This window comes from Streptomyces sp. NPDC016677 (assembly GCF_055562815.1).
On record NZ_JBVHEO010000006.1, the window covers coordinates 363,191 to 384,146 of the forward strand.

Here is a 20,956-nt window from a genome sequence, read left to right on the forward strand (position 1 = left end):
GGACTACTTCACGTCGACGTAGTCACCGGTGGCGACGGACGCCGCCGTGCTGGTGATGCCCTTGTAGTTGAAGCGGTGGTAGCCGTCGGACGCGGCCTTGACGGTCGTCTTCAGAGCGCCGCCCGAGGTGGTCTTGATGCCCTTGACGTTGCTGTAGGCGGAGCTGTCCGCGTTGCGGAACTGGAGCGCCACCGACTGGCCGCTGGGAATGCCGGCGTACTTGCCGGTCTCCCAGTCGGCGCGGGTCAGCTTGCCGGTGACCGTGAGCGTGGCCCCCTTCTTCACCGGCTCCGGGGCGGCGTTGACCGTCAGCTTGGACTGACGCTGGACCTTGTGGGTCTTGTAGAAGTCGGTGTAGTAGGCGCTCTCGTCGTTCGCCAGCACGCCCACGCTCACGTGCCAGGAACCGGCCAGGGCGTTGTCGTAAAGTTCACCGATCCCGTCGTCGTCCAGGCCGGGCCGGGCGGTGATGGTGAGCTTGCAGGTGGACGTCGTGGCGCTGGCGGCCGTGCAGGTGGCGTAGTCCTCGTTCGGCGGCAGGTAGCCGTCGAGGTCGGTGTCCGGGTCGGAGCCGTGCCACAGGTCGATGTAGGCGTCGGCGATGCCGCTGGCGTGGGTGGCGGTCACCGACACGGTGAAGGTCTTCACCGTGGTGGTGCCGAGGACCACGTTCTTGCCCCCGTTCACCGAGACGCTGGTGACGGTGGGCTCGGCGGCGGCGGCGGTGCTGAAGGCCGACCGGCCGGAGGCGCCGGCACCGGCGCCGAAGACCTCGGCCCCGCTCGGCTTCTGCAGGACCACGTCGTCCGTCGAGACGGCCTGCGCGGCCGGCACGACGAGGGCGGAGAGAGTCAGGGCGCCGGTGACGGCGGCCACGGTGGCACGTATACGCATGTGTTGGATCCCCCACAGAGTGACAGCGGAGTCTGATGACTCGCAGGGTCTGATCCGCGGCGGGAGTGACTGGTTGTACGCCCTGTGAAGCCTTGGTGCAGACGACACCGGCAGTTCACCTTGGCGTACAGGAGGTGAACTGCCGGTGCTGGCTGGCGAGTTACTTCACGTCGACGTAGTCACCCGTGGCGTTGACCGCCGGGGTGGTCGAGGTGCCCGCGAAGGCGAAGCGGTAGTAGCCGTCCGCCGTGGCCTTGACGGTGGTCTTCAGCGTGCCCGTCGAGCTGGACTTGATCGTCTTGACGGTGGTGTACGCGCTGGAGGACTTCTTGCGGTACTGGAGCTTCACCGACTGGCCGCTGTAGCCCGCGTACGTGAGCGTCTCCCAGTTGGCCCGGGACAGCTTGCCGGTGACGGTGAGGGTCTTGCCCTTCTTCACCGGCTCGGGCGTGGCGTTGACCGTCAGCTTGGAGGCGCGCTGGAACTTGAAGGAGCCGGCCTTCTCCTCCCAGACGTAGTCGCCGTCCTTGGCGTCGATCCACGCGTCCACGTACCAGGTACCGGCGTTGGCGTTGGAGAGGTAGTCGACCTTGGGGTCGATCTGCACCGTGGCCGAGCAGGTCGAGGTAGTGGCGCTGACCTTGGCGCAGGCCGGCTTCCCGGACAGGTAGAACCCGTAGTCGGGCCCCTCCAGGGTGAACGCGGAGGCGCCCGCGATACCGGAGTCGTCCGAGGCGGTGACGCTGATCTTGACGGTCTTCAGCCCGGAGGTGCCGACGGCCACCTTGTTGTCACCGTCGACGACCACCTTGGTGATCTTCGTGTCGCCGGACCCGGCGGCCTGTGCGGCCGGGACGGCGAGGGCGGTCAGGGCCAGGGCGCCGACGACGGCCGCCCCGAGGGTGCGCTTGCTCATCCGCTGTGCCCTTCTCACTTCACGTCGACGTAGTCACCCGCGGCGACGGACGCCGCGGTGCTGGTGATGCCCTTGTAGGTGAAGCGGTGGTAACCGTCGGCCGAGGCCTTGACGGTCGTCTTCAGGGCGCCGCCCGAGGTGGTCTTGATGCCCTTGACGTTGCTGTAGGCGGAGCTGTTCGCCTTGCGGTACTGGAGCGCCACCGACTGACCGCTGGGGATGCCGGCGTACTTCTCGGCCTCCCAGTCGGCGCGGGTCAGCTTGCCGGTGACCGTGAGGGTGGCCCCCTTCTTCACCGGCTCCGGGGCGGCGTTGACCGTCAGCTTGGACAGCCGCTTGACCTTGACGGTCTTGTAGGCGGTGTCCTGGTAGACGCTGCCGTCGTTCGCCAGCACGGCCACGTTCACCTTCCAGGAACCGGCCAGGGCGTTGTCGTAGAGGTACCCGACCAGCTCGTCGTCGTAGCCGGGACGGGCCGTGATCGTGAGCTTGCAGGTGGACTTGGTGGCGCTGGCGGCCGTGCAGGCGGCGTAGTCCTGGTTCTGCGTCAGGGCTCCGTCGACGTAGGTGTCGAAGTCGGTGCCGTGCCACAGCTCGACGAAGGCGTCGGTGATGCCGCTCGCGTGCGTGGCGGTCACCGACACGGTGAAGGTCTTGGCGTTGGTGGTGCCGACGACCACGTCCTCGCCGCCGTTCACCGACACGCTGGTGATGGTGGGCAGGGCGGCGGCCGAACGGGCGGTGGAGCGGTGGGCCTCGGCGCCGAAGACGTCGGCGGCGGTCGGCCGCTGCAGCAGCGAGTCGGCCGTCGAGTCGGCCTGGGCGGCCGGCACGGCGAGAGCGGACAGGGCCAGGGCGCCGGAGACGGCGGCCACGGTGGCGCGCATACGCATGCGATCCCCAAGTGGGAAAGGGGGCCCCGGCGGTCGTCGCCCCCCAACGGCTCGTGTCACGCCGGGGCCCGAGTGATCGTGGAGTCTGTTGACTCGCGTGATCAGATCAACAAGGGAAACGAATGGTTGTACGGAGATGAAGAAAATGTGACCACGGCCTCCCTGCGCGGCCGTCGGTCAGTCGAACCAGCGGTCCCGGGCCAGCTCCTCCGTGCGGGACGGGTCCTCCAGGAGCGCGGCCACCTCGAAGCGGCGCGGCCACTGCCCCGCCGCCCAGGCGAGCCCGGCGGCGACCCCCTCCAGCGTGGCCGCGTGCAGCACGCCGTCGTCGGTGAGCCGCCAGTCGATCTCCACGCCGTCCACGACGAGTTCCTCGTGCTCGACGTAGGAGGCGGGGGTCCGGGCACCCAGCAGCACCCGCACCGGCTCCGGTACGTCGTGCTCGGCGCCCTCGGAGTCGACGCGGCCGGTGACGGACTCGCTCAGCCGCCGTACCTGGAACAGCTCGGCCAGTTCGGCGGCCCGGTCCGGCCGCACCGGCAGCAGCGGCACGCCGTCGGTGAAGGGCAGCAGGTCGGGCGAGTCGACGACCACCGCGTCGGCGGCGTCCACCACCCGCACCTCGCCGTCGACGACCGCGCGCACCTCGTCCGGCAGGGTCACCTGGTCGGGGTCGAGGCCGGCCAGCGCGCCGTACAGGCCGTGCAGCTGGGCGGCGGTGACGGGCCGCTCCGGGTCGGCGAGGCGGTCGAGCAGCTCGGCCGCGCCGCCCGGCTCGTCGAGGAGGGCCGCGACGGACGTCCGTACGCCGAGCGCCCGCAGCACCTGCTCGTCGTCGAATCCGGTGGCGTCGGCCTCGTCGTACAGGCCGCGCAGCAGCGGGTCGCCGCCCGCCGCGCGCAGCCCGGCCGGGCGGCGTCCGCCGAGCACCGGGTGGCCGCGCAGCCACCACGCCGTGTACGGCCGTACGGTCTCGTGGGTGCCGTCGGGCAGCAGCATCCGCACCGGCTGGACCAGGGCGTCGCGCAGCGGCGGCCGGGAGAGCAGGGCGAGCGCCTCGGGCCACTTGTCGTCGTCGACCAGGTCCAGGTCGCGCACGGCGACGATCTCGGTGGCGACCGGCGGGACGGGGGTGTCGGGGAAGCGGTCGAGGATGTCCTCGCACCACACGTCGACGGCGTCCAGCAGACCGGCGTCGTCCGGTTCGGCGAAGTCCCCTTCCCGGGGCTCCAGTTCGTCCGGGTCGAGGACGACGTCGGTGGCGCGGACGAGGGCGAAGCCGACGAGCACCCCGCAGGCGGCCAGCGGCTCCGGGCCCCACCGGTCCGCGAGGTCCGCGTCCACCGCCGCGACCTCGTCCTCCCGCATGACGCGGGCGAACGGCCCGCCGGGGAAGACCAGTTCACCGGCCGGGGACAGCTCGCCGTCCTCGTCGGGCAGCGCGAGGGCGCCGAGCCACGGCTCGTCGCCGGGCTCCAGACCGGCGTCGCGGACCAGGCCCAGGACGGTGTCGGCCAGTTCCTCGGCGTCGAGGGCGTCCTCCTCCCAGTCGGCCGCGGAGTCGTCGTCCAGGGAGGCGGCGACGGCGGCCCGCACCTGCGGGGTGGTGAGCACCGCGCGCGGGGAGGCCGGGAGCGCGCCCAGCTTCTCCAGCAGGGGGTGGGCGGCGTCCGGGTGGGCGACCTTCAGCCCGAGCCGCGCGAGCACCTCCGGATCGAGGGCGGCGGCGTCCGGCGTGGGCAGCAGCACCTGCCGCGGCCCGATGACCGTACGGCGGTCGGCGAGCGGCACCGGCAGCCCGGAGAGCCGGTCCGGATCGATCCCGGCCAGGCTGTCGTAGAGCCGCCGCCACCAGCCGGGCTCCTTCTCCAGACCGGCCAGCCGGTCGATGGCGTCGGTCAGCGGCAGCCGGGCCACGCCCAGCGTGCGCAGCTCCACCCGACGCTCAAGACCGGCGGGCAGCAGGGTCGGCAGCACCTCCGCCAGGACCCGTACGGTGTCCGCGCCGGCCCCCTCGACCACCTCGGCGTCCCGGGGCCGCAGCGAGCGGGGCAGCTCGGGGTCGTCGTCCTCGCCCGGCACGGCGGCGGGCGGCAGGAAGGCGGTGCGGGGCAGCCGGTCGAGGACCGCCTGCCGCAGGGTGCCGTCCAGCTCGCCCTTGCCCAGCGCGCCGGGGACCAGGCCGATGATCCCGGCGGTGACCGGGGTCCAGTCGGCGAGCAGACCGGCGTAGGCGTCCGCCGCGCGCTGCACCAGGAAGTCGGTGAGCGGGCCGGGCGCCGCGTGCCGGCGGGTGGAGTCCAGCGGGAACGACGCGATGAGCAGGGCGGGGACACCGAGGGGCTCGTCGCTGGGGGTGGGCGCGTGCAGCACCGGGCTGGTCCGGGGCCGGACGGGGGCGCCCTCGTCGTCCACGGGCACGGCCCACGTCACCGACCAGTGCGGGCGCAGCCGCTCCTCGACCGGGCGGTCGGCGAGCAGGTCGGGGGTGAGGGGCCCGTACGCGGTGGCGGTACGCCAGCGGGTGACGCCCTCCCGGGAGTCCTCGACGACGGTCACGTCACCGTCGCGGCGGCGGCGCAGGGTGCGCACGACGTCCTCGTCCGCCCGCTCGACGACGACCTCCTCCAGGCCGGGCAGGGCCAGCAGCAGCGCGTCGTCCACGGCGTCCAGCAGCCGCTCGGCGAGATCGGCGGCGGCGGTGTCGCGCAGCGGCAGGATGACGACCGTGTCGTACGGGTCGGGGGCGGTGCCCTCGGCGGGCAGCGGCAGCCGCAGCAGCGGTACGTGGCCGTCCCGGCGGCGGATCTCGTCGCCGAGGCCGGGGCTGTGCCGGGCGACGTCGGCGGCCAGCTCCCGGGACTCGGCCAGCGACCAGCGCACCCCGCCGTGCCGGCCGACGACGGCGGGCTCGTCGGTGACGGCCAGCACGGCCGCGAAGCCGACGCCGAAGCGGCCCACGGCACCCTCGGCGGTGTCCCGCTTGGCGGAGGCGCGCAGGGTGGACAGCGACTCGACGCCGGCCGCGTCCAGCGGGGCGCCGGTGTTGGCGGCGACCAGCACGCCGTCCCGCAGGGTGAGCCGCAGCCGGCCCGGCACCCCGGCGCGGGCGGCGGCGTCGGCGGCGTTCTGCGCGAGCTCCACGACGAGGCGGTCGCGGTAGCCGCCGAGGACGAGGTCCTCCTCGGCGTTGGCGTCCTCCCGGAACCGGGCCGGGCTCGCCGCCCAGGCGTCCAGCACCCCGCGCCGCAGCCGTGCCGTACCGAACGGGTCCGCGCCCTCGGCAGCGGGCCGCACGAACTTGCTCACGTTCATCTCTCCTCATGGGGCCCTCAACGACGTGAGTCCGAAGGTACCGCGCGGATCACCCGCCGATGCGGGGCGTCACCCTTGAGCGCGGACGGGGGGCTCGTGACCCCGGCGGTCACCAGCGCGGACGGGCCCCTTTTGACGCCGGCCGGCATTCTCCAGCCCGTCCGGCGTTCGAGGACGAGGCCGTTCAGGCCGACGTCGGTCCGGTGGCGCGGCCCCGCCGCTACGAATGCCCCAGATCCGCCGACGCCACGTCGTCCGCGACCGGCACCGACCCGGCGTCGGCCGTCGGCCGCAGCGGGAAGGGGTCCACCCGCGTCTCGTCGATCACCGGCGCGGCCGGCTGCGGCGGCTTCGGCATGACCGCGGCCTCGGAGTGCCCCCCGCACCCGTACGCCAGCGACACCACCCGCCCGTCCGCCGGCGAGAACTCGTTCGCGCAGACCCCGAACGCCTGGCCGAGCGAGCCGCCGATCCGCAGCAGGAACCCGCAGGACACGCAGGCCGCGGGCGCCGCCTGCGCCATCGGCGTCTTCGAGCCGAACGCCTCTTCCCAGCGGTCGGCGGCCGTGTGCAGCCCGTAGCGCGACAGCACCCGCGCCCGGCGCAGCCCCAGCTCGTCGGCGACCGCCGCGATCGTGCCGCGCGGCGGGGTGACCGCCTGCTCGGCCGGGGAACCGCCGGTGACCTCGGCGTCCTCCGCCTCCACCAGCTCGGCCACCTGCTCGGAGACGGCGGAGTTCGGCGGCGGCTCGTCCTCGCCGGACCAGCCCGGCTCCAGGCGCAGGTCCTCCGCGTCGGTGGGCAGCAGATCGCCGGGGCCCAGGTCGCCGGGGCGCAGCCGCTCGCTCCACGGCACCCACTCGGGGGCGAGGACGGCGTCCGGGCCGGGCAGCAGCGCCGCCTCGTCCACCGTCACGATCTTGGCGCGGGAGGCCCGCGCCACCGTCACCGCCCAGCGCCAGCCGCGGTACCCGAGCTCCATGCACGCGAAGTAGTGCGTGACAACGCGATCACCCTCCGCGACCATCCCGGCGTGTTCGCCGACCACGCCGGGCGCCGCGGCCTCCTCGGCCGCCGCCCTGGCGAGGTCGACGGCCTCGGCGCAGAGGCGGTCAGGGGTGCGGCTTCGCGTTGTCGCTGCGCTCACAGGTATCGCTTCTCTCCATACGCCGTCTCACGGGTGCGCCACTGCCGGCGGGGGACGGACGGAGCGGACCCGGGGACCGCGTCGACGTCCGCGCCCGACGCGCTCGGGCGCACCTACGTCATCCATTCTGCGGGATGACTGTGAGGCGCGCGGCCGAGAACGTTCGCCACGACGCGCTACGCACGCTACCTGCTCAGCTTCGCTGGGCCTACACCGACGGGGGACACCGGCGGGAGTTTCCCGCCCGCCGCCCGCCCGCCGCCCGCCCATCGCCCGCCCGCCGCCCGCTCCCCGCCCCGGCCGCCCCGCCCGACCCGATCAGCTCCATCCGCCCGATGACAGCTCTACTCCCCCGTCTCGCGGGGCACTATGACGGGGTGGCAGCCGCACGCACGGAACGGACGGACGTGAAGGACGGGGGCCGGGGACGCGGTCCCGGGCGTTTCCGCGCGGTGGGGCGCGCGCTGCACCTGCCGGTGACGGGGCCGGCCCGGGGCATCCGGCGGGTGACGCACGCGCACGGCGCGGGCGAGTCGGGGCTGGGCAAGCTGATCGAGCTGCACGGCGTGAACGGCGCCGGCGACGTCATGATCACCGTCGCCCTCGCCTCCACGGTCTTCTTCTCGGTACCGACCGACGAGGCGCGGGGCCGGGTCGCCCTCTACCTCGCCATCACCATGGCCCCCTTCACCCTCCTCGCCCCGGTGATCGGCCCGCTCCTGGACCGCGTCCCGCACGGCCGCCGGGCGGCGATGGCCACCGCGATGGCGGCCCGCGCGCTGCTCGCCCTGGTGCTGTCGGGGGCGGTGATCAGCGGCGGCATCGGGCTGTACCCGGCGGCGCTCGGCGTGCTGGTCGCCTCCAAGGCGTACGGCGTGGTCAGGAGCGCCGTCGTGCCCCGGCTGCTGCCGCCCGCCTTCTCGCTGGTGAAGGCGAACTCCCGGGTCACCCTCGGCGGCCTGCTCGCCACCGGCGTCGCCGCCCCCATCGGCGCCGGCCTCCAGCAGATCGGCCCGCGCTGGCCGCTGTACGGCGCCTTCGTCATCTTCGCCGCGGGCACCGTCCTCTCCTTCACGCTGCCCCGCGAGGTCGACTCGGCCAAGGGCGAGGCCACCGCGCTGCTCGCCGCCGACAGCGCCCATCTGCACGGCCCGCACCGGCGGCCGGTCAAGCGCCCCGGGCTGCGCACGGTCGGCGCCGCCGTCACCCACGCGCTGGCCGCCAACGCCGCCGTCCGCTGTCTGAGCGGCTTCCTGATCTTCTTCCTGGCGTTCCTGCTGCGCGAGCACCCGATGACCGGCCAGAGCGCGGCGGTGTCGCTGGGCATCGTGGGCGTCGCGGCGGGCGCCGGCAACGCGCTGGGCACGGCGGTGGGAGCCTGGCTGCGCTCCCGCGCGCCGGAGATCATCATCGTGACCGTCCTGGCGGGTGTGCTGGCCGCGGCGGCGGTGACCGCCGTGTTCTTCGGCGCGGTACTGGTGGCGTGTCTGGCGGCGGTCGCCGGGTTCGCGCAGGCGCTGGCCAAGCTGTCCCTGGACGCGCTGATCCAGCGGGACGTGCCGGAGCTGGTGCGCACCTCCGCGTTCGCCCGCGCCGAGACGCTGCTCCAGATGGCCTGGGTGGTGGGCGGCGCGGTCGGCATCGCCCTGCCGCTCAACGGCACCCTCGGCCTGGCGGTGGGCGCCGCGATCGTCGGCGCCGGCTGGCTGGGCACCGTACGGGGTCTGGTCGACTCGGCCCGGTACGGGGGCCGGCGGTCGAGAGTGGCGTGAGCGCGGCGGGCCGTACCGGCGGGGACGGCACGCCGTACCCAGGTGGGCGGCTGGTGACAAGGGCCCGATAACCTTCGCCCATGACCACGTTGCCCCGCGGCGCAGCCGCTCTCGGACACCGCGCTGTGCGACGCCGCCGTGCCGTCGCCGCCGCCGGCGCCGTATCCGCCGGACTGCTCGTCCTGTCGGCCTGCGACAAGCCGACGCCGATGTCGACCATCACCGTCGGCAGCGACTCGATCAGTTCCGAGGCCACCTGTGGCGGCGAGGGCGACGAAGCCCTGAAGACCGCCGACCTGACCAAGTGCCTCCAGTCCGAGGACATCGAGACGATCACGGTGGACCCGGACGAGACGGTGCGCTTCGGGGTGGACCCGGACATCGCCGACAAGCGCTGGACGATCCTGATGAACGGTCAGCCGCTGACCGAGGACAGCAAGAAGACCTACCGCACGGTCCCGGGCAGCGTGTTCTTCAACGCCCAGTACGGCGCGCAGGGCGACTCCACCAAGGTCGCCGTCGTGGCCGGCAACGGCAAGGAGGGCGGCCAGACGTTCACCGGCGTGTGGGCCTTCGAGCTGAAGAAGGACGACTGACCACGTCCGCCGTACGCATCCTGGTGGCCACCGCGGTCCCCGCCGAACGGGACGCGGTGGCCCGGGCGTTTCCCGGCCCGGTCCGGGAGACGCCCCTGCCCGGCGCGGCTGCCCTGCACCACGTGGCCGGGGGCTGGGACCTGCTCGCCGCCGGCGTCGGCCCCGCCCTCGCCGCCGCCTCCACCGCCACCGCGCTGACCGCCGCCGCCCTGGCGGGCCGCCCCTACGCCCTGGCCGTCTCGGCCGGCATCGCCGGCGGGTTCGCCCCGCACGCGCCGGTCGGCTCGCTCGTCGTCGCCGACGAGATCACCGCCGCCGACCTGGGCGCCGAGACCGCCGACGGCTTCCTGCCGGTCACCGACCTCGGCTTCGGCACGGTCACCCACCGCCCGCCGCCCGCCCTGGTCCGTACGGTCGCCGCCGCGACCGGCGCCCGCCCCGGCACCGTCCTGACCGGCTCCACGGTCACCGGCACCGCCGCCCGCGCCGGCCTGCTCCGCGCCCGCCACCCGCGGGCCCTCGCCGAGGCCATGGAGGGCTTCGGCGTCGCGGAGGCCGCCGCCGCGCACGGCACGCCCGTGCTGGAACTGCGCGCGGTCTCCAACCCCGTCGGCCCCCGCGACCGCGCCGCCTGGCGCATCGGCGACGCGCTGGCGGCCCTGACGGACGCCTTCGGGAAGCTCCACCCCCTTTCGCAGAGTTGGAACCCCCATGAGCAGTGACACGTTGCAGATCGCGTACTCCCCCTGCCCCAACGACACCTTCGTCTTCGACGCCCTGGCCCACGGCCGCGTCCCCGGCGCCCCCGCCCTCGACGTCACCTTCGCCGACATCGACCTCACCAACGGCATGGCCGAGCGCGGCGAGTACGACGTGCTGAAGGTGTCGTACGCCGTGCTGCCGTACGTCCTCGACGAGTACGCCCTGCTGCCCTGCGGCGGGGCGCTGGGCCGGGGCTGCGGCCCGCTGGTGCTGACCCGCGAGGCCGGTGCCGACCTGCGCGGCAGGACGGTCGCGGTGCCCAGCGAGAAGTCGACGGCGTACCTGCTGTTCCGCCTCTGGGCCGCCGACACCGTGCCCGGCGGGGTCGGCGAGATCGTCGTCATGCCGTTCCACGAGATCATGCCGGCCGTGCGGGACGGGAAGGTCGACGCGGGCCTCGTCATCCATGAGGCGCGCTTCACGTACCGGAACTACGGGCTGCACAAGCTCGCCGACATGGGCGAGCACTGGGAGGCGACGACCGGGCTGCCGATCCCGCTCGGCGCGATCATCGCCAAGCGGTCGCTGGGCGCCGAGGCGCTGACCGGGCTGGCCGACGCGATCCGGACCTCGGTCCGCGCGGCCTGGGACGACCCCGAGGTCTCCCGCCCGTACGTCATGGAGCACGCCCAGGAGATGGACCCGGCCGTCGCCGACCAGCACATCGGGCTCTACGTCAACGAGTTCACCGCCGGCCTCGGCGAGGACGGCTACGCGGCGGTCCGCGGGCTGCTGACCCGGGCGGCGGCCGAGGGACTGGTGCCGGCCCTCGGCCCCGACGCGCTGCGCTTCCCGTAAGGCCCGTACAGGTCAGACGTCGAGCTGGTCCGCGACCGCCCGCAGCAGACCGGCGATCTTCTTGCCGGCCGTCTTCTCGGGGTAGCGGCCGCGCTCCAGCATCGGCGTGATGTTCTCCAGGAGCGTCGTCAGGTCCTGGACGATCGAGGCCAGTTCGTCCGGCTTCTTGCGCTGGGCCGCCGCGACGGACGGGGCCGGGTCGAGCAGCGTCAGGGACAGCGCCTGGTCACCGCGCTGGCCGGCGACCACACCGAACTCGACGCGCTGGCCCGGCTTCAGGGCCTCGACTCCGGCGGGGAGGACCGAGGAATGGACGAAGACGTCACCGCCGTCGTCACGGGAGAGAAAGCCGAAGCCCTTCTCGGTGTTGAACCACTTGACTTTGCCGGTAGGCACGTCTGTCCTCGTCCTCGTACTCGTCGGAAAACTGCTCTTGATAGCACTCGGGCGGGTCATGGGACCCGCCGGTATCCAGGCTAATGGTCTTCGGGCCGGTGACAAGACGTCCCCCGGTCGTTCCCTCGGGTCGGGAACTACCCTGGTCGGGTGCGTGAACAAACCCAAACGAATTCCGCCGCGCCGGGCGACCGGCTGATCCGTGCCGGTGCGATCGTCTTCTTCGTCGGCACCGTGGCCACGATGGTCACGGTGGCCCCGCTGTTCCTCGGCACGACGCCGTTCCCCACGTACATGTTCGGACTGAGCATGTTCATGGGGCTCGGCTTCCTGATCGCCGGGGCGGGGGTGCTCCGGTCGATCGCGGCGGGGCGGCGTCAGGCGCGGGCCGCGGCGGAACCCTCCCGGTAGGAGTCCAGCCAGGCCGGGAACTGTGTGAGGTCGGCCAGTACGGTGTCGGCGCCGGCCGCGCGCAGTTCGTCGACGCCGTACGGGCCGGTGGCGACGGCGACGGAGTACGCGTCGGCGGCGCGGGCGCCCCGGATGTCCCCGAGGTGGTCGCCCACGTAGACGTCGGCGCCGTGCTCGCGCAGCGCGACGGCCTTCTGCTCCGCCCACAGGTCGCCGATGACCGCGTCCGGTTCTATGCCGAGGTGCTCCAGGTGGAGCTTGGCGTTGGGCTCGTACTTGGCGGTGACGACGATCGCCCGCCCGCCGGCCCGCCGCACCGCCGCGATCGCCTCCGGCGCGCCGGCCAGGGCGGGGGTGGCGGCGATGGCGTACTCCGGGTACAGCGAGCGGTAGAGGTCGGCGGTGGCGGCGAGCCGCTCCGCCGGGAACCAGTGGGCCAGTTCCTGCTCCAGGGGCGGACCGAGGCGGGTGACCGCGAGGTCGGCGTCGACGTAGGTGCCGGTTCTCGCCGAGAGCTCCAGGTAGCAGGCGTGGATGCCGGGGCGCGAGTCGATCAGGGTCATGTCGAGGTCGAAGCCGACGGTGGGGCTAGTCATGGGGTCCATTGTGACGACAGGCCCTGGGGCCTGTCGTTTGGATCAGGACGCAGGGCATCGGCGGGACTTGGCCATGCCGGTGAGCGGGGCCTGGCGCGTGCAGCCGCAAGGCGGAGGAGGGAGTCGACGCGGAGCGTCGGCGAGTGACGACAACGCCGCAGATGCGCGTGCCAGGCCCCGCGTCTGCGGCGTGATCCGAACGACAGGCCCTAGGTGCGGCGGGCTCTCCACAGCAGGTACGCCGCCGAGGCGAGGGCCGCTCCCTTCAGGACCCACGGCCAGGTCTGGGTGAGGGCCTCGTTCATGTGGCCCTCGGCGATCGGGTCGCCCCAGCGGCCCTCCGTGCGGCCCCAGAGCCAGCCGACCCCGGCCGCCGCCACCAGGCCGGGCAGGCCCAGGACCGCCCACTTGGCCTGGGCCGGGGTGAGGCGGCGGGAGAGGAACGCGAGGACCCAGCCGAGGGCCAGCGGCAGCAGGTTGCCGAGGACCGCGCCGACGAGGAGGAGGACCGCGGCGAGCAGGAGGAGCGGGTTGGGGCGGCTGCCCTCGGGGAAGAGGCGGCGGCGTCCGGCGGCGGACTCCGCGCCGCCCTTGCGCGGCCACCACACCCGGCGTCCCTCGGCTGCCGCCTCCGCGGCCCGCGCCTCGGTCTTCTCCGGTGCCGCCGTCGGCTTCTCCCGGGGCGGCGGGGGCTTGAGCAGGTCCGGGATCTCGATGCCGCCGACGAAGCCGGGCACGCTGTCGCCGCCGCCGAACGGGCCGCTCTCCGTCCGCCACCAGTCGGGCCGCGGGGCGGTGCTGTCGCCCAGCTCGTGGGCCTGGGCCAGGTGCGGCGGGGTGGGCGCCTCGGCGGGCGCGGGCGGCGGGTCGGCGGGTCGGGGGCGCGGGACCACCCGGCGCAGCCCCTTGGGGCGCTCCTTGGGGACCGGCTCGGGGCGCTCCTTGAGGCGCTCCTTGCGCGGGGTTTCGCCGTCCGGCTGGACGGGCACGGCGGGCGGCGGCTCCCAGGACGCGGCCCGGTTGTCGCCGCCGGCCGCCTCGACCACCTCGTCGGGGCTGCCGAGCCGGTCCAGGATGCGGCGGACGGCCGCCGGGGAGTCGACGACGGTCCGCGACCGGCGCTTGTCGATCTCGTTGCGCAGTTCGGCGACGAGACGCATGCGCGTGGCCGACGGCAACTGCTGCTGCTGAGCCACGTCACCGACGCGGCTCAGATACTCGTAGACGACCTGGTCGCTCTCGATCCCCACAACCCCTCCGGGGCGGTGCGTTGGTGATACCCCGTCGGTCGACCGTACCCGTTGTGGCGGTGCGAAATCGCCCCCACCGGCGGCGAAACCCCCGGGAACGGGCGGGGACGCGCCCCGGGCGGGCGCCCGGGAACGGCTCGGTGGGCCGGGGGCGACCCGCTACCGTGGGGCGGATGAGCACCGAGGAGAAGCCCGCTCCACTCCGGTCCCTCGCGGAGGCCCTTCGCGGCAGGGACGACGCCTCCCTGGCCGCCCTCCTGCGCAGCCGCCCCGACCTCGTCACCCCCGTCCCCACCGATCTCACCCAGCTCGCCACCCGGGCGGGCACCCGTGCCTCGGTGGTGCGGGCGCTGGAGCGGCTGGACCGGTTCACGCTGCAGACGGCCGAGGCGCTGGCCGTGGCGGCCGATCCGGCGACGTACGAGGAGCTGTCCGGGCTGATGGCCGGGGACGACGGCGACCCGTCCGTCGCCGCCGCGCTGCCGCGCGCGCTGGCCGTGCTGCGGGAGCAGGCGCTGGTGTGGGGCGGTGACGACCGGCTGCGGCTGGTGCGTACCGCCCGGGAGCTGCTGGTGCCCTCGCCGCAGCATCCGTCGCCGACCGGGCTGGGGCCGACGGTGCGGGAGGCCACGGCGGGGATGTCGCCGGGGCGGCTCCAGGAGGTCCTCGGCGCCGTCGGGCTGCCCTCGACGCACGATCCGGTCTCCGCGGTGGACGCGCTGACCGGGCTGTTCACCGACCGGGACGGGATGGCGGCGCTGCTCGCCGGGGCCCCGGCGGAGTCCGTCCAGGTGCTGGAGCGGCTGGTGTGGGGGCCGCCGTACGGGCAGGTCACCCATGACCCGGCGCCCCATCTGCGCTGGCTCCTCGACCGGGGTCTGCTGCTGCCGACCGCGCCGGGCACCGTGGTGCTGCCCCGCGAGGTCGCCCTGCGGCTGCGGTCCGGGCGGGCGCACCGGACGCCCGAGCCGGTGCCGCCGCCGGTGACGGCCGCCGCCTCGTACCGTCCGCAGGTGGTGGACGGCGCCGCGGCCGGGCAGGCGCTGGCGGCGCTCGCCACCGTCGACGAGCTGCTGAAGGACTGGGCCGAGGGCGGCCCGGCCGTGCTGCGCGCGGGCGGGCTGAGCGTGCGCGACCTGAAGCGGACGGCGGTCGCCCTGGACGTCCCCGAGCCGGTCGCCGCCTTCTGGATCGAACTGGCCTACGCGGCCGGGCTGCTGGCCTCCGACGGCGAGGCCGACGAGCGGTACGCGGCGACCCCGGCCTACGACGAGTGGCGGGAGCTGCCCTGGGCCGAGCGCTGGGCGCGGCTGGCCGAGGCGTGGCTGCTCGCGACCCGCACCAGCGGCCTGGTCGGCAGCCGGGACGCCAAGGACCGCGCCCTGTCGACGCTGGGCGCGGGGCTCGACCGGTCGGCGGCGCCGGAGGTACGGCACCGGGTGCTGGCGCTGCTGGCGGGGTTGCCCGAGGGGGCCGCGCCGGACCCGGAGTCGGTGCTGGCCCGGCTGCGCTGGGAGCGTCCGCTGCGGGGGCCGCGGCGGGACGAACGGGCCGAGGGTTCCCCGGAGGACCTGCGGGCCCGGCTCGCCCGGTGGACGCTGGCCGAGGCGGAGCTGCTGGGGGTGACCGGGCGGGGGGCGCTGGCGGGACCGGGGCGGGCGCTGATCGGAGTACCCGCGCCCGCGTCCCAGCCGCAGCCGCAGCCCCAGTCGCAGCCCCAGTCGCAGTCCCAGTCGCAGCCCCAGCCGCAGCCCCAGCCGCAGCCCCAGCCGCAGCCCCAGCCGCAGTCGCAGTCGCGTGCGCGGGAGAGCGGTGACGGCGGGCCCGGTGACAAGCTTCCCGTCCATCACCTCCGGCACCGCACGCCGCCCGCGCCCGAGCCGCTGCCGCCCACCGAGCAGGCCGCCGCGACGGCCGCCGCCGCCCGGGTGCTCGCTCCGCTGCTGCCCGAGCCGCTGGACCACGTCCTGCTCCAGGCCGACCTGACGGCGGTGGCGCCCGGACCGCTGCGACGGCCGCTCGCCGAACTGCTCGACGTGGTCGCGGACGTCGAGTCCAAGGGCGGGGCGACCGTCTACCGGTTCACGCCCGGTTCGGTGCGCCGGGCCCTGGACTCCGGCCGGACCGCCGCCGACCTGCACTCCTTCCTCGCCCGGTACTCCCGTACACCGGTGCCGCAGCCGCTGACGTACCTGATCGACGACGTGGCCCGCCGGCACGGGCGGCTGCGGGTCGGGGCGGCCTCCGCGTACGTCCGCTGCGACGACGACGCGACGCTGGACGAGATCCTCGCCGACAAGCGGGCCGCCGGCCTCGGGCTGCGGCGCCTGGCGCCGACCGTGCTGGCCGCGCGGACCGACCCGGCGGGGCTGCTGGAGGGGCTGCGCGCGATGGGGTTCGCGCCGGCCGCCGAGTCCGCCGGGGGCGATGTGCTGATCGCCCGCGCCGACGCCCGCCGCACCCCGCCGCGCACGGCGCCCGAGCCGGTCCCGGAGGGGCCGCCGGTGCCGGACGACGCGCTGCTGACGGCCGCGATCCGGGCCATCCGGGCCGGTGACCTGGCCGCCACCGCACCGCGCAAGCCGGACGCCGGTACGGCGCCGGCGGGCGGGGAGCCGCCCCGTACTGGTTCCGCCGAGACGCTCGCCACCGTGCAGGCGGCCGTGCTGACCGGCGAGGCGGTGTGGATCGGGTACGTGAACGCCGAGGGCGCCGCCAGTCAGCGGGTGATCGCCCCGGTGCGGGTGGAGGGCGGCTTCGTGACGGCGTACGACCACACCGCGGACGAGGTCCGCACCTTCGCGCTGCACCGGATCACGGGGGTCGCCGAACTCGCCGACGACGCGGGGTGACCCCTCCCGTTTTACGCGGCCGGGCGTCCTGCCCCGTCTTTTCGCGCACTTTCGGGCGTACGCGGCGGTTCATGCGCGCCACGCCGGGGTTTTCCCACCCCGGAGGGAGCTTTTTTCATAAACCGCATCGGGCGGTTCCGGCTCGGGCAGCCACCGGGTGTCCTGAACCAGACCGGAAGGAATCTCCGATGGGTGCCGTTCGTCGTATCGCCGCCGTCCTGACCACCACCACCGCGCTCCTCACCGTGTTCGCCGCCGAGGCCGCCGCGGTCGGTATCGATCTGGGCGGTGGCATCACCCTCTGACCCGTCCCGCCCCTCCCTGAGCGGGCCGGCCCCACCCCTGGGCCGGCCCGCGCATCCGCGCATCCGCGCACTGACGATCTCGCTCCGCGAAAGGCCGGAAGTCCTATGGGTTACAAGCTGTCCACCACGGCCCGTACCGCCGTCTCCGTCCGTTCCGCCCTCGCCGTCTCCCTCTCCGCCCTGGTCACCGCCGCCGCGCTGATCGCCGCGCTGGTCCCCGAGGCCGCCGCGCTGCCGCTCCCGCTGGGGGGCACGGGCGGACAGACCCTGGCCAACGGCGAGCTGATCTCCGTGGAGGGGCCGCTGGTGAACACCGTCAATCTGTCCACGCTGCGGTAGCGCGGCGGGCGCGGTAGCTCTCCCCTTCGAGACGCACCAGCTCGGCGTGGTGGACCAGGCGGTCCACCATCGCCGGGACGGAGGGGCCGCCGAAGACCTCGTCCCAGCGGGCGGGCGGACGGTCCCCGGTCACGATCAGCGAGCCACGTTCGTAGCGGTGGGCGACGAGCCGGAAGAAGAGGGACGTGGTCGCCGGGTCGAAGGGGGTGTAGCCGACCTCGTCGACGATCAGCAGGGGGTAGGCGTCGAGGGCGGTCAGTTCCTCGGTGAGCCGCCCGGCCGTGCGGGCCTCGGTGAGCCGGGCGGCCCACTCGGCGGCGGTCGCGAACAGCACCCGGTGCCCGGCCTGGCAGGCGCGCACCCCGAGCCCGACGGCCAGGTGCGTCTTGCCGGTGCCGGGCGGGCCGGCGAACACCACGTTCTGCCGGGCGGTGACGAAGTCCAGCTTGCCGAGCCGGGCCACGGCCTCCCGGTCGAAGGCGAGGGGGTGGCTCTCGTCGAAGTCCTCCAGCAGCTTGCGCCCCGGGAAGCCGGCCTCCGCGATCCGGTCCTCGGCCCCGGCCGCGGCCCGCGCGGGCGGCACCTCCACGGCCTGCCGCTGGGCCGGGAAGGGGGCGGGGACGGGTGCGGGTGCGGGGACCGGGGGTGCGGAGAGCTGGGCGACGTGCGTTCCGGGCGACGGCGTGTCCGCCGGGGGCCGCTCCTGTCGCCGTTCGGTCAGGTGCGCGCGTTCCGCCTGCCGGGTCATCGGGCCCGACATGTACGCCAGGATCGCCGCCGAGACGATGAACGCCATGTGGATGACCGTGCCCCACAGCAGCGCGTGGCGGGAGGTGTGGTGGACGTCCACGAACATCTGGAGAAGGTGGACGGAGGAAATGCCCACGATGGCGGTGGCCAGTTTCACCTTCAGCACATTGGAATTGACGTGCGACAGCCATTCCGGCTGGTCCCGGTGGCCCTGGAGGCCGATACGCGAGACGAAGGTCTCGTACCCACCGACGATGACCATGATCAGCAGGTTGGCGATCATGACGACGTCGACCAGCTTGAGCACGGCGAGCATGACGTAGGTCTCGCTGGCCTGCCCGCTCACGCAGCGCAGGAGTAAGGCCCACAGCTCGTTGAAGAACTTGTAGACGTACACGCCCTGCGCGGCGACCAGGCCGAAATACAGGGGAGCCTGTAGCCAGCGGGTGGCGAAAAGGGCGTAGCCGAGCGTCGGCATCGGGGTGTTCTGCACAGGGGGCACGGTCGCTTATTTTCCTGGGCCGTCCGGGGGAAGGGAATTCACACCACACGTTGGAATGAAAAGACATCCAGTAGGACGGGACTCCGGTCCGCCCCAGTGAACCGGTGGGCCGCTCTCTCCGCCCGGCCCACCGGCCCCTCGCGCACCCGGGCCGATCAGGCACACTGGACGTTTGGCCGATCCGTCCAGTCGCCGTCGGCCGTACGCGCGCGAAAGGGTGCCGCCCGTGAATGGTCCGCTCATCGTCCAGTCCGACAAGACGCTGCTCCTGGAAGTCGACCACGAACTGGCCGGCGACTGCCGCCGTGCCATCGCCCCCTTCGCCGAGCTGGAGCGGGCGCCGGAGCACATCCACACCTACCGGGTGACGCCGCTGGGCCTGTGGAACGCGCGGGCGGCGGGCCACGACGCCGAACAGGTCGTCGACGCGCTCGTCGAGTACAGCCGCTACCCGGTGCCGCACGCGCTGCTCGTCGACATCGCCGAGACGATGGACCGCTACGGGCGCCTCACCCTGTCCAAGCACCCGGCGCACGGGCTGGTGCTGACCACCACCGACCGGCCGGTCCTGGAGGAGGTGCTGAAGTCGAAGCGGATCGCCCCGCTGGTCGGCGCCCGCATCGACCCCGACACGGTCGCCGTGCACCCCTCCGAGCGCGGGCAGATCAAGCAGACGCTGCTGAAGCTGGGCTGGCCCGCCGAGGACCTCGCCGGGTACGTCGACGGCGAGGCGCACCCGATCGAGCTGGCCGAGGACGGCTGGGCGCTGCGCCCGTACCAGAAGCAGGCGGTGGAGAACTTCTGGCACGGCGGCAGCGGCGTCGTCGTGCTGCCCTGCGGGGCGGGGAAGACGCTGGTCGGCGCCGGTTCGATGGCGCAGGCGAAGTCGACCACGCTGATCCTGGTCACCAACACGGTCTCCGCCCGGCAGTGGAAGCACGAGCTGGTCAAGCGCACCTCGCTGACCGAGGACGAGATCGGCGAGTACAGCGGGACCAGGAAGGAGATCCGGCCGGTCACCATCGCCACGTACCAGGTGCTGACGACCCGGCGGAAGGGCGTCTACCCGCACCTGGAGCTGTTCGACTCCCGGGACTGGGGGCTGATCGTCTACGACGAGGTGCACCTGCTGCCGGCGCCGGTCTTCAAGTTCACCGCCGACCTCCAGGCACGGCGCCGGCTCGGCCTGACCGCGACCCTCGTGCGCGAGGACGGCCGCGAGTCGGACGTGTTCTCCCTCATCGGGCCCAAGCGCTTCGACGCGCCCTGGAAGGAGATCGAGGCGCAGGGGTACATCGCGCCCGCCGACTGCGTGGAGGTGCGGGTCAACCTGACCGAGTCGGAGCGGCTGGCGTACGCGACCGCCGAGACGGAGGAGAAGTACCGCTTCTGCGCCACCACGGCCACCAAGCGGAAGGTGACCGAGGCGATCGTGCGCCGGTTCGCCGGGCAGCAGATCCTGGTCATCGGCCAGTACATCGACCAGCTGGACGAGCTGGGCGAGCACCTGGGCGCCCCGGTGATCAAGGGTGAGACGTCGAACGCGCAGCGGGAGAAGCTGTTCGAGGCGTTCCGGCAGGGCGAGATCAACGTCCTGGTGGTGTCGAAGGTCGCGAACTTCTCCATCGACCTGCCGGAGGCGACGGTCGCCGTGCAGGTGTCGGGGACGTTCGGGTCGCGGCAGGAGGAGGCGCAGCGCCTCGGCCGGGTGCTCCGTCCGAAGGCCGACGGCCACCAGGCCCACTTCTACTCGGTGGTCGCCCGCGACACCCTCGACCAGGACTTCGCCGCCCACCGGCAGCGGTTCCTGGCCGAGCAGGGATACGCGTACCGGATCATGGACGCGGACGAGCTGCTGGCGGGGGAGTGAGGAGAGGGCGCTCACGACGGCTCACGCATCGCTACGCTGGTGCCTCGGCGGCCACGGACGGCGGTCACGGAACGGAAAGGGCGCCCATGCCTCACGAGGACGTCTACGAAGTGCTGTACACCGAGCCGGCGGCCCGTGACCGCGACCGGCTCGATCCCGTCCGCCGGGCCGCCTTCGACAAGGCGGTCTCGATCCTGTCCCGCGACCCCTACACCGAGGTGTCACGCCCGGTGGGTCCCGGTGAGCAGGACCGCGAGGTCCGTCTCACCTCGCAGATCGTCGCGGAGTACATGGTGTCGCGGGGCCGGCTGCTGCTGGTGATGCTCCGGATCTTCGACGACGCGGACATCCTGCTGCCCGAGGGCTGACGCTCACCGCCGGCGGCGGACGCCCGCCTCCTCGTCGTCGCACTCGCCGAGGAGCACGATGTCGAAGGCGGCGCCGGCGAAGGTCCTGGCGGCGCGCAGGGCGTAGGTCAGGCGGTGGACGGCGGCCGGGTGCGGGGCAGCGGACGTGCGGCCCGGTGCCGGGGCTGTCGTCGGGAAGACGGTTGCTGCGCTCATGTGTCCATGGTGCGGTGGCGGGCCGCCGT

Annotated in this window: 19 protein-coding genes; 9 read left to right on the forward strand and 10 right to left on the reverse strand. The window is 74.0% G+C overall.

What is annotated here, in order from left to right; translation table 11 throughout:
• Nucleotides 1-3: 3 nt before the first annotated feature.
• The 5 genes from ACZ3IG_RS20015 to ACZ3IG_RS20035 all read right to left on the reverse strand — a co-directional run bounded on the left by ACZ3IG_RS20015 (nucleotide 4) and on the right by ACZ3IG_RS20035 (nucleotide 7,165).
• Nucleotides 4-894: a calcium-binding protein gene (locus ACZ3IG_RS20015; protein ID WP_467433623.1), complete on the reverse strand. Its 891-nt coding sequence runs from the start codon at nucleotides 892-894 to the stop codon at nucleotides 4-6.
• A gap of 160 nt (nucleotides 895-1,054) precedes the next feature.
• On the reverse strand, nucleotides 1,055-1,810 hold the full coding sequence (locus tag ACZ3IG_RS20020; protein ID WP_467433625.1) for a calcium-binding protein: 756 nt from the start codon (nucleotides 1,808-1,810) through the stop codon (nucleotides 1,055-1,057).
• Nucleotides 1,811-1,824: 14 nt separating this feature from the next.
• Nucleotides 1,825-2,703: a calcium-binding protein gene (locus tag ACZ3IG_RS20025; RefSeq protein ID WP_467433627.1), complete on the reverse strand. Its 879-nt coding sequence runs from the start codon at nucleotides 2,701-2,703 to the stop codon at nucleotides 1,825-1,827.
• A 177-nt stretch (nucleotides 2,704-2,880) separates the two neighbouring features.
• On the reverse strand, nucleotides 2,881-6,012 hold the full coding sequence (locus ACZ3IG_RS20030) for a sacsin N-terminal ATP-binding-like domain-containing protein (RefSeq protein ID WP_467433628.1): 3,132 nt from the start codon (nucleotides 6,010-6,012) through the stop codon (nucleotides 2,881-2,883).
• A 226-nt stretch (nucleotides 6,013-6,238) separates the two neighbouring features.
• The gene (locus ACZ3IG_RS20035; RefSeq protein ID WP_467433631.1) at nucleotides 6,239-7,165 is read right to left on the reverse strand and encodes a DUF3027 domain-containing protein; all 927 of its coding nucleotides are present in this window, start codon (nucleotides 7,163-7,165) and stop codon (nucleotides 6,239-6,241) included.
• A gap of 377 nt (nucleotides 7,166-7,542) precedes the next feature.
• Here ACZ3IG_RS20035 and ACZ3IG_RS20040 point away from each other — a divergent pair, with 377 nt between their 5' ends.
• The 4 genes from ACZ3IG_RS20040 to ACZ3IG_RS20055 all read left to right on the forward strand — a co-directional run bounded on the left by ACZ3IG_RS20040 (nucleotide 7,543) and on the right by ACZ3IG_RS20055 (nucleotide 11,093).
• Nucleotides 7,543-8,937 carry an MFS transporter gene (locus ACZ3IG_RS20040; protein WP_467433633.1) on the forward strand — a complete coding sequence of 465 codons (1,395 nt, stop codon included), beginning with the start codon at nucleotides 7,543-7,545 and terminating at the stop codon, nucleotides 8,935-8,937.
• A gap of 80 nt (nucleotides 8,938-9,017) precedes the next feature.
• Nucleotides 9,018-9,533: a DUF2771 domain-containing protein gene (locus ACZ3IG_RS20045; RefSeq protein WP_467433635.1), complete on the forward strand. Its 516-nt coding sequence runs from the start codon at nucleotides 9,018-9,020 to the stop codon at nucleotides 9,531-9,533.
• A complete protein-coding gene (locus tag ACZ3IG_RS20050; RefSeq protein WP_467433636.1) occupies nucleotides 9,503-10,255 on the forward strand; it encodes a futalosine hydrolase in 753 nt (250 codons plus the stop codon). Before ACZ3IG_RS20045 ends, ACZ3IG_RS20050 begins: the two co-directional genes overlap by 31 nt.
• Entirely contained in the window at nucleotides 10,245-11,093 is an 849-nt protein-coding gene (locus ACZ3IG_RS20055; RefSeq protein ID WP_467433639.1) for a 1,4-dihydroxy-6-naphthoate synthase, read from the forward strand. Before ACZ3IG_RS20050 ends, ACZ3IG_RS20055 begins: the two co-directional genes overlap by 11 nt.
• A gap of 12 nt (nucleotides 11,094-11,105) precedes the next feature.
• Here ACZ3IG_RS20055 and ACZ3IG_RS20060 read toward each other — a convergent pair whose 3' ends face one another.
• Nucleotides 11,106-11,489, reverse strand: a complete 384-nt coding sequence (locus ACZ3IG_RS20060; protein ID WP_467433640.1) for a cold-shock protein — start codon at nucleotides 11,487-11,489, stop codon at nucleotides 11,106-11,108.
• Nucleotides 11,490-11,639: 150 nt separating this feature from the next.
• Here ACZ3IG_RS20060 and ACZ3IG_RS20065 point away from each other — a divergent pair, with 150 nt between their 5' ends.
• Entirely contained in the window at nucleotides 11,640-11,900 is a 261-nt protein-coding gene (locus ACZ3IG_RS20065) for a hypothetical protein (RefSeq protein ID WP_467433643.1), read from the forward strand.
• Here ACZ3IG_RS20065 and ACZ3IG_RS20070 read toward each other — a convergent pair.
• Entirely contained in the window at nucleotides 11,867-12,496 is a 630-nt protein-coding gene (locus ACZ3IG_RS20070; protein ID WP_467433645.1) for an HAD family hydrolase, read from the reverse strand. The two genes, ACZ3IG_RS20065 and ACZ3IG_RS20070, sit on opposite strands and share 34 nt — an antisense overlap.
• Nucleotides 12,497-12,705: 209 nt before the next feature.
• On the reverse strand, nucleotides 12,706-13,746 hold the full coding sequence (locus ACZ3IG_RS20075; RefSeq protein WP_467433647.1) for a hypothetical protein: 1,041 nt from the start codon (nucleotides 13,744-13,746) through the stop codon (nucleotides 12,706-12,708).
• A gap of 173 nt (nucleotides 13,747-13,919) precedes the next feature.
• On the opposite strand from ACZ3IG_RS20075, the gene ACZ3IG_RS20080 reads away from it, so the two are divergent.
• Both ACZ3IG_RS20080 and ACZ3IG_RS20085 read left to right on the forward strand, forming a co-directional pair.
• A complete protein-coding gene (locus ACZ3IG_RS20080; protein ID WP_467433649.1) occupies nucleotides 13,920-16,598 on the forward strand; it encodes a helicase-associated domain-containing protein in 2,679 nt (892 codons plus the stop codon).
• A gap of 410 nt (nucleotides 16,599-17,008) precedes the next feature.
• The gene (locus ACZ3IG_RS20085) at nucleotides 17,009-17,242 is read left to right on the forward strand and encodes a hypothetical protein (protein ID WP_467433650.1); all 234 of its coding nucleotides are present in this window, start codon (nucleotides 17,009-17,011) and stop codon (nucleotides 17,240-17,242) included.
• Here ACZ3IG_RS20085 and istB read toward each other — a convergent pair.
• Complete coding sequence (gene istB, locus ACZ3IG_RS20090) at nucleotides 17,220-18,470, reverse strand: IS21-like element helper ATPase IstB (RefSeq protein WP_467433724.1); 1,251 nt, start codon at nucleotides 18,468-18,470, stop codon at nucleotides 17,220-17,222. The two genes, ACZ3IG_RS20085 and istB, sit on opposite strands and share 23 nt — an antisense overlap.
• A gap of 250 nt (nucleotides 18,471-18,720) precedes the next feature.
• On the opposite strand from istB, the gene ACZ3IG_RS20095 reads away from it, so the two are divergent.
• Together ACZ3IG_RS20095 and ACZ3IG_RS20100 are read left to right on the forward strand one after the other, a co-directional pair.
• The gene (locus ACZ3IG_RS20095; RefSeq protein ID WP_467433653.1) at nucleotides 18,721-20,364 is read left to right on the forward strand and encodes a DNA repair helicase XPB; all 1,644 of its coding nucleotides are present in this window, start codon (nucleotides 18,721-18,723) and stop codon (nucleotides 20,362-20,364) included.
• Between the two features lie 86 nt (nucleotides 20,365-20,450).
• Nucleotides 20,451-20,732 (forward strand): hypothetical protein, encoded by a 282-nt coding sequence (locus ACZ3IG_RS20100; protein WP_467433655.1) that lies wholly within the window; start codon nucleotides 20,451-20,453, stop codon nucleotides 20,730-20,732.
• Nucleotides 20,733-20,735: 3 nt separating this feature from the next.
• Here ACZ3IG_RS20100 and ACZ3IG_RS20105 read toward each other — a convergent pair whose 3' ends face one another.
• Nucleotides 20,736-20,927 (reverse strand): hypothetical protein, encoded by a 192-nt coding sequence (locus tag ACZ3IG_RS20105; protein ID WP_467433657.1) that lies wholly within the window; start codon nucleotides 20,925-20,927, stop codon nucleotides 20,736-20,738.
• Between the last annotated feature and the right edge of the window lie 29 nt (nucleotides 20,928-20,956).